A 13,033-nucleotide genomic window follows, 5' to 3' on the forward strand; every position below is an offset into this window, starting at 1 on the left:
GACGGTAGGAGCCCATGCGCGTCACCCTTGCCCTGCCCCGTGAGCTGGGACAATCCGAAGTGAGCCGCTGGAGAGAGCTGCAGGAGGCGGACCCCGCGCTCGACAGCCCCTTCTTGTCCCCGGAATTCACCATCGCGGTAGGCGAACTCCGAAATGTCGTACGGGTCGCGGTCCTCTACGACGGCCCAGACATCGTCGGTTTCTTCCCCTTCGAACGACATCCCCTCGGCATCGGCAAACCGGTCGCCGCGGGGCTGACCGACGCGCAGGGGATGGTACGTGCCAAAGAGCTCCCCATCGATCCGCGCCGCCTCCTCAAGGAGTGCGGGCTGGCGGTGTACGAGTTCGACCATCTGGTCTCCGGCCAGCCGCTGCTGAACGAGCGGCACGAAAGGCATCCGTCGCCGATCATCGACCTGCGCGGCGGCTACGAGCACTACACCGACATCCTCCGGGAGCACTCCGGCAAGACGTACAAGACCACCCTGGCCAAGTCCCGCAAGCTGCAGCGCGAGGCCGGGACGATGCGTCACGACTACGCGACCACCGACCTGACGCCCCTGCACACGCTGCTCAGTTGGAAGACCGACCAGTATCGCCGCACCGGGCGCACCGACAGGTTCGCGCACCGGTGGATCGTGGAGCTGGTCGAGCGGCTGCTGGCCACCCAGTCGGACAGCTTCGCCGGGGTGCTCGACATGGTCTCCGTGGACGGGCGGCCGGTGGCCGGGCATTTCGGTCTCCGCACGCGTACGACGCTCGCCGGGTGGTTCCCCGCCTACGACACCCACTTCGCCAAGTACTCCCCCGGCCTCATCCACCACCTGGCGATGGCCGAGCAGGCCGCGGCCAACGGCATCGAGGTGATCGACATGGGCCGGGGCGAGAAGGAGTACAAGGACAAGCTCAAGACGGGCCAGCTCGAAGTGGCCGAGGGGCGGGTGGCCAGGATCGGCGCGGCGGCCGGGGTCCACTGGATGATGCGGGTGCCGGTGCGCAAGACGCGCGCCACGGTGATGGCCAACCCGTTCCTGCTCAAGACCGCCGACAGGGCGCTGAAGACCTACGGACGGCTCCGTACCGTCCTGCAGGGGTGAGGCTCGTCGAGGAGCGCACAGGCCGTCGCTGCCTGGCGCTCCCCTCCAACCGCCTCGGCCTCTACCTGGCCTTACGCCACTGGTGCGAGCCGGGTCAGCGGCTGCTCATGTCGCCGATCTCGGCCGACGAGATCCTGTTCCTGGTGCTCGCGGCCGGCCTGCGCCCGGTGATCGCGCCGCTGTCCCCGCGCGACGGCAACATCGACGTCTCCCGCGTCGACCTCGCCGCGGTGGACGCCGTCCTGACGACCAACCTGTACGGCCTGCCCGACGACGCCCCCTCCCTGTCCGGAAAAATGTCCGGAAAAATCCTGATCGAGGATGTGGCGCACGCCATGGAGACGAGCATCGGCGGCCGGCCGCTGGGGACCTTCGGCCAGGCCGGGGTGTTCAGCCTCTCCAAGCACCCGGGGGCGGGCTCGGGCGGCGTCCTGGTCGTCGAGCACGAGTCCGACCTGCGCGCGCTCCAGCGTGCCCGTGACGCCCTGCTGGCCCCCGGCTCCCTGCGGGCCGACCTGACCGGCGTGGCCACCTCGATGGCCCGCCAGGTGGCGCTCAGGCTCGACCTCGTACGCCCCGCGCTCAGGCTCATGCGGGCACTCGGCATGCAGGAGGACCGCGAGGGCTACCGCATCGCCCTGGAGCCCGAGGCCCTGAAGCAGGCGCTCGAGCGGATCCCCGAGCTGCCGCCCTTCGACCCCTGGGTACGCGCCGACCTGCACGACTACCGCGCCCGCCGCGGCCGCGTGGCCCGCTGGTACCAGTCCAGGCGCCTGGCCAAGGTCTCCGCCGACCGCGGACGGCGGCTCGCGGGCGTCGCGGCCCTGGCCGAGCTGCCCACGGTCGCGCCCGCCGTGCGCGACGACGTGCGCCGGCCGCTGTTCCGCGTGCCGCTCCTGGTGCGCGACAGGGACGCGGCCATCGCCGAGCTGGAGCGGCGCGGGGTGGCCACGGGCTACCTGTACGACCCGCCGTACGACGATTACGCCCCCGCCTTCACCGAGCCCTCCCCCGACCCCGGCCCCGCGCGCTGGTGGGCGCGGCACGTGCTGCCCGTGGACCCGGTGTACGCCGCCCGCGCCCTGCCCGTCCTGCGCGACCTCGAGCCTCCTACGCAGGGTCCGCCCTGATCAGCCGCAGGAACGCCTTCAGCCCCGTGATCACCTCCTGGTTGTCGTTCAGCCCGTCCACGGTCTCGTCGAACCGGCGCGCCATGAGCGTCATCCGGCGCCCCAGATCGTGGTCGGCCAGCTCCAGGCCCTGGCGGGCGGCGTTCAGGTCGTCGATGTCCCTTTTGAGGCCCTTCATGACCGTCTCCAGCTCGGAGACCCGGTCGCGCAGGGAGATCACGTCCGCGCGCGGGTAGCGCACCTCCTGCCCGAGCGTCCTGACCCGGTCACGCAGGTGCTTCGTGTACGCCGCGATCGGCCGGAAAGCGGTGGCGAGCAGGTAGAACCCGGAGAAGTAGTAGCCGAGCTGGGCTCCCGCGAAGAACGTGACGACCGCGATCACGGCGGCGGAGACGACGTGGCCGGAGATCGCGAGCACGAGCATGCGCCGGGCGATGCGCCGCGCCTCGTCCTCGCGGTGCTGGGCCACCTCGATGCCGGCCTCCCTGGACACCTGGATCTCGTGGAGGACGTGGCGGGCGGCCAGGCACAGGTTCCACGGGACGGTCAGGACGACGACCAGCCAGAGCAGGCTGACCGCGCCGGCGCCCAGGGAGAGGAGCGTGGACGGCGCCACGCCCGCGTAGAGGATCAGCCAGACGGTGAGCAGGGTGACGATCAAGGACGCGAGGAGTAGCCACCATTTCATGGGGTTCAGCATGCTTCGGGGGTGGGGTGGGGGGCGAGAGCTCGGCTACTCAAATCCACCTTGAGCACCCGACGTACTTCGGCCGGGACCGCTTGAGGAGTGGGCGGGGGTCAGTGGGGGTGGGTGGAGCGGATGAGGTCGGCGAGGATGCGGCAGCCGCGGCGGACGTCGGTGAGCGAGGCGGAGCCGTAGCCGATCACCACGCCGTGCAGCCGCGCCCGCCCGTGGTGGTGGCGGCCGATGGAGTCGAGCAGGACCCCGCGCTCCCTGGCCCGCTCGACCACGTACGGCTCGACCGACGACGGTAGCTCGGCCACCACGTGCAGCCCGGCCGTGTCGCCGCGCAGGCGGCAGACGGGCCCCAGGAGCTCGACGACCGCGGCGCGGCGACGGGCGTACTCCAGGCGCATCCTGCGCAGGTGCCGGTCGAGGTCGCCGCACTCCAGCAGGTTGATCACGGCCTGCTGGACGGGCCCGCTGGTACGGTCGCCGACGCTGCGCCGCAGGCGGGCGATGGCGGCGACCAGCTCGGGATCGCCGACGAGCCAGCCGACGCCCACGTCGGGCGCGAGCGTCTTGGAGAGCGTGCCGAGGAGCACGACCCGCGAGGGGTCCAGGCCGTAGAGGGCGGGCAGCGGGGCGACGTCGTAGCGGAACTCCGCGTCGTAGTCGTCCTCGACGATCGTCGCGCCCGTGCTCCTGGCCCAGGCCAGCAACCGCTCCCTGCGCGGGATCGGGAGCCGCCCGCCCAGGGGGTACTGGTGCGCGGGCGTGGTGTAGAGCACGCGGAGGTCGCCGGGCAGCCCGTCCACGATCACGCCGTCCTCGTCCACCGGGCACGGCACCACCTGTGCGCCCCTGGCCGCGAAGACCGTGCGCGCCACGTGGTAGCCCGGGTCCTCGACGCCGGCCCGCGTGCCGTTGCCGAGCAGGGCCAGCGCGCACAGGTCGAGCCCGTTGCCGGTGCCCCGGGTGACCAGGATGTTCTCGGGGCCGACGGCCATGCCTCTGACCCGTCTCAGGTGGTCGGCGAGCAGTTCCCTGAGGCGCGGCAGGCCGTACGGGGTGGGGTCGGCGCCCGGCGGCAGGTCGGCGGCCTTGCGCCAGGCCCGCTTCCACGCCGCCAGGTCGTAGTCGCGCACCCAGGGCTGGCCCGGTGTGAGGTCGATCCAGTCGGCGGGGGCGGGCGGCGGCGCGGGCACGTACGGCGTCTGCTCGCGCGGCGGCGGGGCCACCTCCATGTCGGCCACGAACGTCCCGGAGCCGTGCCGCCCGTCCAGCCACCCCTCCGCGTACAGCTGCTGGTACGCCTCCGTGATCACGGTCCTGCTCACCGCGAGCTGGGTCGCCAGGGAACGCGTGGACGGCAGCCGCTCGCCGGGCGCCAGCGTGCCGTCCAGCATGGCGCGCCGCAGCCAGTCGGCGAGCTGCGCGGTCAGCGGCGCGTCCGAGTCACGGGAAAGGGAAACGGGCAGGTCAACATGGGTACGCACGGAAGTGGTCTCCGCGAAGGGCTCGATAGTGGCCCTACAGGATAGGTCCACTTCCTGGTTACGGTCGAATCATGCTCTCCACCACTTCCCGTACCACGCTCGGCCGCTCGAAGGAGCGGGGCAGCACCGACAGGAACGATCTCTATGAGGTGCTCGACACCGGCCTGGTCTGCCACCTGGGCGTGGTCGTGAACGGCCACCCCATGGTCGTCCCCACGGGCTACGGCCGCATCGGCGAGACCCTCTACCTGCACGGCTCCACGGGGGCCACGACGCTGCGCGCCGCCGACGGAGGCGAGGTGTGCGTCACGGTCACGCACGTGGACGGGATCGTGCTGGCCCGCTCCGTCTTCCACCACTCGGTCAACTACCGTTCGGCGGTCATCTACGGCCACGCCAGGCTCGTGACGGACCCGGAGGAGCGGATGGCGGGGCTGCGGGCCCTGTCGGAGCAGCTCGCGCCCGGGCAGTGGGACTACGTCAGGCAGCCCAACCGCAAGGAGCTCGCCGCCACCGCCGTGCTGGCCCTGTCGTTGGAGGAGGCGTCGGTCAAGATCAGGCGCGGGGCGCCAAAGGACGAGGAAGAGGACTACGACCTGCCGGTCTGGGCCGGGGTGCTGCCCCTGGTCACCACGTGGGGCGAACCCGAGCCAGATCCGATGCTCCCAGAAGGTATCGACGCGCCTGTTCACATCCTCCATCGGGAGTAGTTCCATTGAGCAGGCAACACCTGCTCCTGATGGTGATGGGAGACGGCGATGGAGTGGAGCGCTCCCGGATATACGGAAGTCAAGCAACTCGGCGCGGGCGCCAGCGGGCGCGTGGCGATGGCCGTCCACGACGAGACCGGCGTCAAGGTCGCCATCAAGTACCTCTCCGAGGGACTGCTGCGCGATCCCGCCGCGCTGGGCAGGTTCCAGGCCGAGGCGCGGCTGCTGACCACCCTGCGCGACCCGAACATCGCCACGATGTGGGAGTACGTCCAGGACACCGGTGGCGCGGCCATCGTGATGGAGCTGGTCAACGGCGTCTCGTTGCGGGCCCTGCTGCGCGAGAACGGCGCGACCGAGCCCGAGGCGGCGCTGGTGGTGCTGAAGGGGTCGCTGCTCGGGCTGGCCAGGGCGCACGACCTCGGGCTGGTGCACAGGGACTACAAGCCCGAGAACGTGATCGTCAGGGATGACGGGGTCAGCAAGCTCGTCGACTTCGGCATCGCGGTTCGGCAGGGCACGCTCACGCACCCCGAGGGCACGCCGCCGTACATGGCGCCCGAGCTGTGGGAGGGGCTGCCCGCCTCGCCCGCGACCGACGTGTACGCGGCCACCGCCGTCTTCTTCGAGTGCCTGACGGGGCACCGGCCCTACCGCTCCACCGAGCCGAGCGTGCTCGGCTACCAGCACGTGCACGCCCCTGTGCCGTTCCACGACGCGCCGCAGCCGGTGCGCGAGCTGGTCAGGCGCGGGCTGGCCAAGGACCCGGCGCGGCGGCCGGCGAGCGCGCACGCGTTCGTGGCGGAGCTGGAGGCCATGGCCAGGGCCGCGTACGGCGAGGACTGGGAGGAGCGCGGAAAGCGCCGCCTGGCCGCGCTCGTGGCCCTGCTGGCCCTGCTCCTGCCCACGGCGCAGACGCCCGTCCCCGAGGTGACGACCTCGCTGGCCCGGACGGTCTTCCGCGGCCTGCGCTCGAACGCGGCACGCATGGCCATGGCCGGAGCCGTGGCCGTGGCGACCGCCGTGGCGGTGGTGGTCGTGCTGGCCAACCGCCAGTCGCCGCCCACGGAGGAACTCGGCGCGGCGGCGGCCGTCCCGCCCTCGCAGTTCACGACGGAGCCGGCGGCCGATCCCCCGACCACGCCGGAGCCGACGCCCGAGACCACACCCGAAACCACACCTGAGGTCACCCCGAAGGCGACGCCCGCGAGCACCCCCAAGGCGGTCGTCCCGATAAAGACGCCTGCACACACCCCCGTGAAGACCCCGGTCAACACACCGACCACCACGAAACCGGTCAAGACGCCCAAGCCCACCAAGAAGGCCACCCCGACCCCCACCCCCAAGCGGACGCCGACCCCCACGCCGACCCCCACCCCGACTCCTACGCCCACTCCCACTCCCACCCCGGAGCCCGTGACCGAGGTGCTCGGGGTGAACGTGGGCGGCCTCACGGTCGACGAGGACGGCGACGCCACCGCCACGGTCACCGTGCGCACCGACGGCACCGCCGCCGTCATCGCCACCGCGACCTGGTCGGCCCCCGGCGCGGGCGGCCGCACCCAGCGCCTGCGCCTGGCCGGCGCCAGGTCCTACACCCGCACGCTCTCCTGGTCCATCGGCGAGCGCCCGTGCGGTCGCACGGTGACGCTGACCGTCGCCACCTCCCCTGCGGCCCCAGGAGGCGCCAGGACGGCCTCGCTGGCCGTGCCGCCCTGCCCGACGAGGGTGACCGGCCTGCGCGTCTCTCTGGACCTGCCGGACGCGCCGGGCCGCACCGCGGAAGCGGCGGTGCGGGTGACCGCGAGCGGCACCGGGGAGATCCCCGTCGAGGCCCAGTTCGCGGTCAACGGCGATCCGGTCGGCACCCGTTCCGCGACCCTGTCCGGCCGGACCTCCTACGCGCGCTCGTTCGCCCACACCTTCAGGTCCCGCCCGTGCGGCGCGACCCTGTCGGTGCGGGTGCGCGCCGGTGACCGGACCGCCACCGCGCGGGCCTCGGTGCCCTGCCCGCCGCGGGTGGAGCGGGTCTCGATCGTCAGGGCCGGTCAAGGCGAGGGCGGGCTCGTCGCGACGATCTCGGTGACCACGTCGAGCACCGAGCCGGTACGCCTCGTCGTGTCGTTCTCGGCCGGCGAGGGCGGGGGCACGGAGTCGGTCACCCTGTCCGGCGACACGTCGTACACCAGGACTTTGAGCCACTCCGTCAAGCTCCCCTGCGGCACGAAGTGGTCCGTGACGGCCTCCACCGACCCGGCGGCCGGCAACGGGAGCGACAGCGCGAGCGGGGCCACACAGGAGTGCCCAAGGGAGGAGGAACCTCCCAAAGAGGAGGAGCCCAGCAAGACACCTAGCCCCGGCACAGACGACAACATTGGGTGACATTGTTGACTAATAGGGATATCGGTAGCGGGAAAGCGGTTCCCTCTGGTTAAGCTACGGCCGTTTGATGAGGGTGGGGGCCCGGCAGACTCCAGAGGAGACCGTTATGCACGGTGAAGGCCAGTGGGGGGTCCCCGGCTACACCGAGATCCGCGAGCTGGGCTCGGGTGCGTCCGGGCGTGTGGTCCTGGCCAGGCGCGACCTCGACGGCGTCGAGGTCGCGATCAAGTACCTCAGCGACGAACTGAAGAACGACGTGGGGTTCGTCGCGCGCTTCCGGCACGAGGCCCGGCTGCTCGGCACGCTCCAGAGCCAGTACCACGCCCGGCTGATCGACTACGTCGAGTCCGGCCGGGGCGCGGCGATCGTCATGGAGCTGATCAGCGGGGTGTCGCTGCGCGAGATCCTCAGGTCCGAGGGCCCGACCGGCCCTGAGGCGGCGCTGACCGTCCTCAAGGGCTCGCTCCAGGGTCTGGCCTCGGCGCACGCGCTCGGCGTCGTCCACCGCGACTTCAAGCCCGAGAACGTCATGGTCCAGGGCGACGGCACCAGCAAGCTCGTGGACTTCGGCATCGCGGTCAAGGCGGGCGAGGGCGCGAGCGCCGCGGGCACGCCGCCGTACATGGCGCCCGAGCAGTGGGCGGGCGGCCCTTCCGGGCCCCCGACCGACGTGTACGCGGCGACCGTCGTGTTCTTCGAGTGCCTGACCGGCACCAGGCCCTTCCGCGCCCCCAACGTCGCCGCCCTGGCCCGCCAGCACCAGAGCTCGCCGCCTCCGGTGGACGAGGTGCCCGCGCCGCTGCAGAGCCTCGTCGAACGCGGCCTGGCCAAGGACCCGGCCCAGCGGCCGCCGTCCGCGGAGGCGTTCCTGAGCGAGCTGGAGGCGGTCGCGGCCGAGGGGTACGGGCCCGACTGGGAGGAGCGCGGACGCCGCCGCCTGGCCGCGCTCGCCGGCCTGCTGGTCCTGCTCTTCCCGACCGCCCTCGACGAGCCCGCCCAGACGCAGACCTCGCTGGCCGAGACCCGGTTCCGCGACCCGTCGCGCGTCCTCGGCAAGCTGCCCGCGAAGATCGCCATCGGCGCGACCGCCGTCGGCGTGCTGGTGGCCGTGGTCGTGGTCATCGCCAACGCCTCGTCGGACACGCCGGCGCTGCGGGCGCAGACCAGTACGGTCTCCCCGACCACGGCCGTGCCCGCGACGCCGGAGCCCGTGGAGACCGACGAGGAGCCGACGCCCACTCCTTCGGCCGAGGCGACCACCCCGGAGGCGACGCCGACGCAGAGCGCCGCGCCGCCGCCCGTACAGCCGACCGCCACCACGCGCCCCACGCGGCGGCCGACGCGCAAGCCCACGCCCAAGGCCGTCGCCACCCCCGTCAAGACACCTCCCAAGATCAAGAAGCCGACCCCGACCCCGTCTCCGGAGCAGTCCCGGATCACCGGCACGCCCCACGACCCCGAGGGCGACATCCCGCCGACCACGGCCGCGCCCACCCCGACGCCTCCTCCCGCCACCACGGCCCCGCCCACCCGGCCCGCCCCGACGCCCAGCTCGCCTCCCGGCGGCGAGGGCGGAGGCGAGGGCGGAAGCGGAGGCGAAGGGGAGCCGTCGCCGGAACAGCCTCGGATCGATCGCGGGAGTGACGCGCAGGCCGCGCTGATCGCCTTCGGCCTGATGACGTCCGGCGCGGTTCCGGTCACACTTGCGGTGAGACGCCGTATGGCGGGACGCCACAGAAGGAAGCGCTGAGACGCGCCGGGGGGACGGCGGATGAACAACCCTGGACACGGGATCGCCGGTTTCCGGCTCACTGAACACACCTGGATGACCGAGCTCGGCAACTGGATCGACGCGATCTCACCCGATGGCCGCAGGGCGGGGGCGCTGCTGTTCGACCCGAAGATCATCGCCCTGCCCGGCGTACGCGACCGGGTGGTGCACGCGGTCATGACCGACCAGCGGCTGGTGCTGGGCGGGCTGACCGGGCTGATCCCGGTGGCCGACGTGGTGGCGGCGGGCGACCAGGTGTGGCTGCTCACCGCGCAGGCGGTCAGCCCCACTCTGTCCGATCTGCTCGCCGCCGGGCCGATCCGCCCGGCGGGTGCGGCGTCCGTACTCGTGGAGACCGCCCAGACGCTGGTCGCGCTGCACGCGGCCGGGGTCACGCACGGGTCCGTGCACCCGGGCACCGTGGTGATCACGGCGGAGGGCGCCCCGCTGCTGTCCGAGCGCGGGCTGTCCGACGCCATCCGCGGCCGGGTCGCGCCTCGCGAGCGGGACGCGGCCGGGTGGGCGTCGCTGGCGCGCGGGCTGGCCACCTCGTTCGGGCAGGGCCGGCAGGAGGCCGAGCTGTTCGAACGCGCCGCGGCCACGGCCGGGACCCTGGGCCTGGCCGCCGCCCGCGACCTGCTGGCCGGCCAGGCCACCGGCCGGGAGGAGCTGGCGCAGGCCGCCCGCGGGAGGTCGGCGTTCGCCCAGGCGCGGGCGTACGCGCCGCCGCCCGTCCTGCCGCCCAGGGACGAGGGCGACATCGTCACGCTGCTGCACGTCCCGGGCCGGTCGTCGGGGCCGGTGCAGTTCGGGCCGGGGATCGGCACGCAGGAGCAGCAGCCGGAGACGACGGCCGAGCGGATCTGGCGGGCCGGGCGCGACCAGGCCGCCACCGAGCACCGTCCCGGCGTCAGGCTCGCCAAGGCCTCGCGGGCGCGGCGGCGGCGCACGATCACCTCCGCGGCCCTCTTCGCGGTGATCATGGCGGGGGCGGTCCTGGCCTGGTTCTACGTGGGGAAGACACCGGAGCTGGCGGTCGAGTCGATCGACGTGGTGGCGCCGAAGAAGACCCAGGGCTGCGACAAGGCCGTCCTGATCACCGGGACGGTCGTCACCAACGGGGCGCCTGGCGAGATCACCTACGAGTGGCGCAAGAACCTGGACAAGGAGGTCGTCAAGGGGACGCTGCGCACGAAGGCGGACCAGACGACGTACGAGGTGCCGCTCCGGTGGACGCTCCAGGGCAGGAGCAACGTCAAGGCCACCGCCACGCTGCGGATCCTGACGCCCGGCCCGGTCCGCAGCGACAAGGCCAGCTTCACGTACAAGTGCTGATGCCCTCGCGACAATGCATATCAAGGAGGTTCTTACTAATCTGGCGAACATGACCACGCAGACCCCCGCGGGCTGGTACCCGGACCCGTACGGAGAGCCCCAGCTCCGCTGGTGGGACGGCACCCAGTGGACCGACGCCCTCCATGCGCAGCAGCAGCCCGGGCCGGGCGGACCCCCGCAGCAGCCCTCCGGGCCGCAGCCGCAGCCCCCGTCGCAGCCCCAGCCCCAACCCCAGCCGCAGCCGCAGCCGCAGCCCCAGTCGAGCCCCGACTGGTCGGCGACGCCCGCGAACCCCACGCTCCAGTTCGGCCAGCCGACGTACGGTCAGGGGACCTACGGCCAGCCCGCGGCGCCCACCCAGTGGGGCGGCCCGCCCCTGCCCGGCGTGAACTACGGCCCGCCGCCCAAGCAGTCCAACCCGCTGCCCTGGGTGTTCGGGGGGCTGGCGGCCCTGGTGGTGGTCGCGCTGATCGTGGTGGCCGGCATCTTCTTCGTCAACCGGAGCACCAGCCCGACGGCGTCGCTGCCGACACCGGCCGACACGTTCGAGCAGGAGGACCCGCCGAGCCAGGAGCCCCCGTCCAACGAGCCGCCCTCCCAGGGCGTCACCGAGCTGCCCCAGCCGGTCGGCGGCCGCATCACCGACCCGAAGACCGGCCTGTCCTTCCAGGTGCCCGACAGCTGGACGGTGCCCAAGTCCGCCGAGATCAACGGCTCCAACCCGACCCCGACCCAGCAGCTGTGGTCGGGCGGGGTGCAGGCCGTCTCGCAGGCGAAGTACGACGGCGAGGGCGACTGGATCGGCAACATCTACACGGGCCTGCTCAACGAGCTCTATCCCTATTCCGGCGCCTCCGGCATGGGCGACACGGCCAAGGCGGTCTTCGTCGACTTCTCCACCAAGTTCTACCAGCTCGCTCACGAGACCAAGGTGGTGGAGGACAAGGCGATGAAGATCGGCGACAAGGACGCCTGGGTGCTGCAGTTCCAGCTCGACTTCTCCAAGGTCTCGGAGGAGAAGGGCTACAAATGGAAGAAGGAGAACGGCGCGATCGTGCTCATGGACCGTGGCGACGGGCAGCGTCCGGCCATCATGTACGCCTCCATTCCCGACAATCTGGGCACCGACGTGCTGGCCAAGGTTCTCGGCTCGCTCAAGCCCGCCTAATCAGTGGCACTAGGCTGGTGGGGTAACAAGCGGGCGGATTGCTCCGAGCCGCTGGGCGAGGAGATCGAATGAGTGACTTGCTGGTCTGGATCGACTGCGAGATGACCGGGCTCGACCTGGGTCGCGACGCGCTGATCGAGGTGGCGTGCGTCATCACCGACAGCGAGCTCAATCAGCTCGACGAGGGCGTCGACGTGGTCATCAAGCCGCCGCCGGAGTCGCTGGAGCAGATGTCGCAGGTCGTACGCGAGATGCACACCGCCTCGGGGCTCCTGCCCGAGCTGGCGGGCGGTGTGACGCTGGCGGAGGCCGAGTCGGTCGTGTTCGACTACATCCGGCGGCACGTCCCCGAGCCGAAGAAGGCGCCGCTGTGCGGCAACTCGATCGGCACCGACCGCACGTTCATCGCGCGCGACATGCCCGGGGTCGATGGTTATCTGCACTACCGGATGGTCGACGTCTCGTCGATCAAGGAGCTGGTGCGCCGCTGGTACCCCCGCGTCTACTTCGCGGCACCCGAGAAGCAGGGCGGACACCGGGCTCTGGCGGACATCACGGAGAGCATCAGGGAGCTTCGCTACTACCGCGCGGCGATCTTCGTCGCCCAGCCGGGGCCCGATTCGGCGACCTCGAGATCCCTGGCTGAGCGTGTCAGCGGCTAAAGGAGTGGCGTAAAGACTCCCGAACCCCGCTACACTTTTCCTGTGCCACCACACAGCGGTGGCCATGGTGGGTGTAGCTCAGTTGGCAGAGCGCCAGGTTGTGGTCCTGGATGTCGAGGGTTCAAGTCCCTTCACTCACCCCAACGAGACACGGCCGGTCCTTCGGGGCCGGCCGTTGTCGTTTTCTCCCAACAACGGCCCCAAATCATGACATTGCGAGTTATGCTCGCTGTCTACCGCTAACGCCGGAAGCACGGGGGCCATCGGCGATCTGACCGTCTGCGCGCCACCCGGAGGCCGGATGAGAGTCGACGACGCAGCGTTCGATAGCGTGTTCACGTCCCTGAGCAAGCGTGAAGCCGAGGTCATGGACCTGATCGCCACCGGTCAGTCCAACGGGCAGATCGCTCAACGGCTGTTCCTCAGCGAGAAGACGGTCAAGAACCACGTCAATCGCATCTACGCCAAGCTAGGGGTGGACTCCCGGGTCACCGCCATCGGCCTGTGGCGGTCCCGCCAGGAGTAGCCCGCTTTGCTCGACCCCGTCACGAGCGACCCGCTTCCCGATCCGGCGGGCCGCCTACAGGCCTGAGCCGC

The 13,033-nt window shown here is 71.7% G+C and carries 11 protein-coding genes and 1 tRNA gene; 10 read left to right on the forward strand and 2 right to left on the reverse strand.

The features are described from left to right. Positions 1 to 14 precede the first annotated feature (14 nt). Positions 15 to 1,097 carry a GNAT family N-acetyltransferase gene (locus ACWDRB_RS30240; RefSeq protein WP_449899270.1) on the forward strand — a complete coding sequence of 361 codons (1,083 nt, stop codon included), beginning with the start codon at positions 15 to 17 and terminating at the stop codon, positions 1,095 to 1,097. Then, positions 1,094 to 2,227, forward strand: coding sequence for a DegT/DnrJ/EryC1/StrS family aminotransferase (locus ACWDRB_RS30245; protein ID WP_449899273.1), 1,134 nt, complete (start codon positions 1,094 to 1,096; stop codon positions 2,225 to 2,227). The genes ACWDRB_RS30240 and ACWDRB_RS30245 overlap by 4 nt, the downstream gene beginning before the upstream one ends. Here the strand turns inward: ACWDRB_RS30245 and ACWDRB_RS30250 are convergent. Next, positions 2,208 to 2,915: a hypothetical protein gene (locus ACWDRB_RS30250; RefSeq protein WP_449899276.1), complete on the reverse strand. Its 708-nt coding sequence runs from the start codon at positions 2,913 to 2,915 to the stop codon at positions 2,208 to 2,210. The genes ACWDRB_RS30245 and ACWDRB_RS30250 overlap by 20 nt on opposite strands. Before the next feature lie 110 nt (positions 2,916 to 3,025). Next, entirely contained in the window at positions 3,026 to 4,408 is a 1,383-nt protein-coding gene (gene pdxR / locus ACWDRB_RS30255) for a MocR-like pyridoxine biosynthesis transcription factor PdxR (protein WP_449899279.1), read from the reverse strand. A 71-nt stretch (positions 4,409 to 4,479) separates the two neighbouring features. On the opposite strand from pdxR, the gene ACWDRB_RS30260 reads away from it, so the two are divergent. The 8 genes from ACWDRB_RS30260 to ACWDRB_RS30295 all read left to right on the forward strand — a co-directional run bounded on the left by ACWDRB_RS30260 (position 4,480) and on the right by ACWDRB_RS30295 (position 12,962). After that, positions 4,480 to 5,118, forward strand: a complete 639-nt coding sequence (locus ACWDRB_RS30260; RefSeq protein ID WP_449899281.1) for a pyridoxamine 5'-phosphate oxidase family protein — start codon at positions 4,480 to 4,482, stop codon at positions 5,116 to 5,118. Between the two features lie 48 nt (positions 5,119 to 5,166). Then, entirely contained in the window at positions 5,167 to 7,500 is a 2,334-nt protein-coding gene (locus ACWDRB_RS30265; RefSeq protein ID WP_449899284.1) for a serine/threonine-protein kinase, read from the forward strand. Between the two features lie 106 nt (positions 7,501 to 7,606). After that, positions 7,607 to 9,250, forward strand: a complete 1,644-nt coding sequence (locus ACWDRB_RS30270; protein ID WP_449899286.1) for a protein kinase domain-containing protein — start codon at positions 7,607 to 7,609, stop codon at positions 9,248 to 9,250. 21 nt (positions 9,251 to 9,271) lie between these two features. Next, positions 9,272 to 10,606: a hypothetical protein gene (locus ACWDRB_RS30275; protein WP_449899289.1), complete on the forward strand. Its 1,335-nt coding sequence runs from the start codon at positions 9,272 to 9,274 to the stop codon at positions 10,604 to 10,606. Positions 10,607 to 10,655: 49 nt separating this feature from the next. Continuing rightward, positions 10,656 to 11,774 carry a DUF2510 domain-containing protein gene (locus ACWDRB_RS30280; RefSeq protein WP_449899291.1) on the forward strand — a complete coding sequence of 373 codons (1,119 nt, stop codon included), beginning with the start codon at positions 10,656 to 10,658 and terminating at the stop codon, positions 11,772 to 11,774. 68 nt (positions 11,775 to 11,842) lie between these two features. Then, positions 11,843 to 12,436, forward strand: coding sequence for an oligoribonuclease (gene orn, locus ACWDRB_RS30285; protein WP_449899294.1), 594 nt, complete (start codon positions 11,843 to 11,845; stop codon positions 12,434 to 12,436). A gap of 67 nt (positions 12,437 to 12,503) precedes the next feature. Next, positions 12,504 to 12,579: transfer RNA gene (locus ACWDRB_RS30290), tRNA-His, on the forward strand. Between the two features lie 188 nt (positions 12,580 to 12,767). Then, positions 12,768 to 12,962 carry a helix-turn-helix domain-containing protein gene (locus ACWDRB_RS30295; RefSeq protein ID WP_235030925.1) on the forward strand — a complete coding sequence of 65 codons (195 nt, stop codon included), beginning with the start codon at positions 12,768 to 12,770 and terminating at the stop codon, positions 12,960 to 12,962. Positions 12,963 to 13,033: the final 71 nt, after the last annotated feature.

Source organism: Nonomuraea sp. NPDC003707 (assembly GCF_053587055.1).

What these genes read in the sequence shown, in the direction of transcription:
- ACWDRB_RS30275 (WP_449899289.1), top strand. Translation starts at nt 9,272, where the DNA reads ATGAACAACCCTGGACACGGGATCGCCGGTTTCCGGCTCACTGAACAC.
- ACWDRB_RS30270 (WP_449899286.1), top strand. Translation starts at nt 7,607, where the DNA reads ATGCACGGTGAAGGCCAGTGGGGGGTCCCCGGCTACACCGAGATCCGC.
- orn (WP_449899294.1), top strand. Translation starts at nt 11,843, where the DNA reads ATGAGTGACTTGCTGGTCTGGATCGACTGCGAGATGACCGGGCTCGAC.
- ACWDRB_RS30250 (WP_449899276.1), bottom strand. Translation starts at nt 2,915, where the DNA reads ATGAAATGGTGGCTACTCCTCGCGTCCTTGATCGTCACCCTGCTCACC.
- ACWDRB_RS30280 (WP_449899291.1), top strand. Translation starts at nt 10,656, where the DNA reads ATGACCACGCAGACCCCCGCGGGCTGGTACCCGGACCCGTACGGAGAG.
- ACWDRB_RS30260 (WP_449899281.1), top strand. Translation starts at nt 4,480, where the DNA reads ATGCTCTCCACCACTTCCCGTACCACGCTCGGCCGCTCGAAGGAGCGG.
- ACWDRB_RS30265 (WP_449899284.1), top strand. Translation starts at nt 5,167, where the DNA reads ATGGAGTGGAGCGCTCCCGGATATACGGAAGTCAAGCAACTCGGCGCG.
- ACWDRB_RS30240 (WP_449899270.1), top strand. Translation starts at nt 15, where the DNA reads ATGCGCGTCACCCTTGCCCTGCCCCGTGAGCTGGGACAATCCGAAGTG.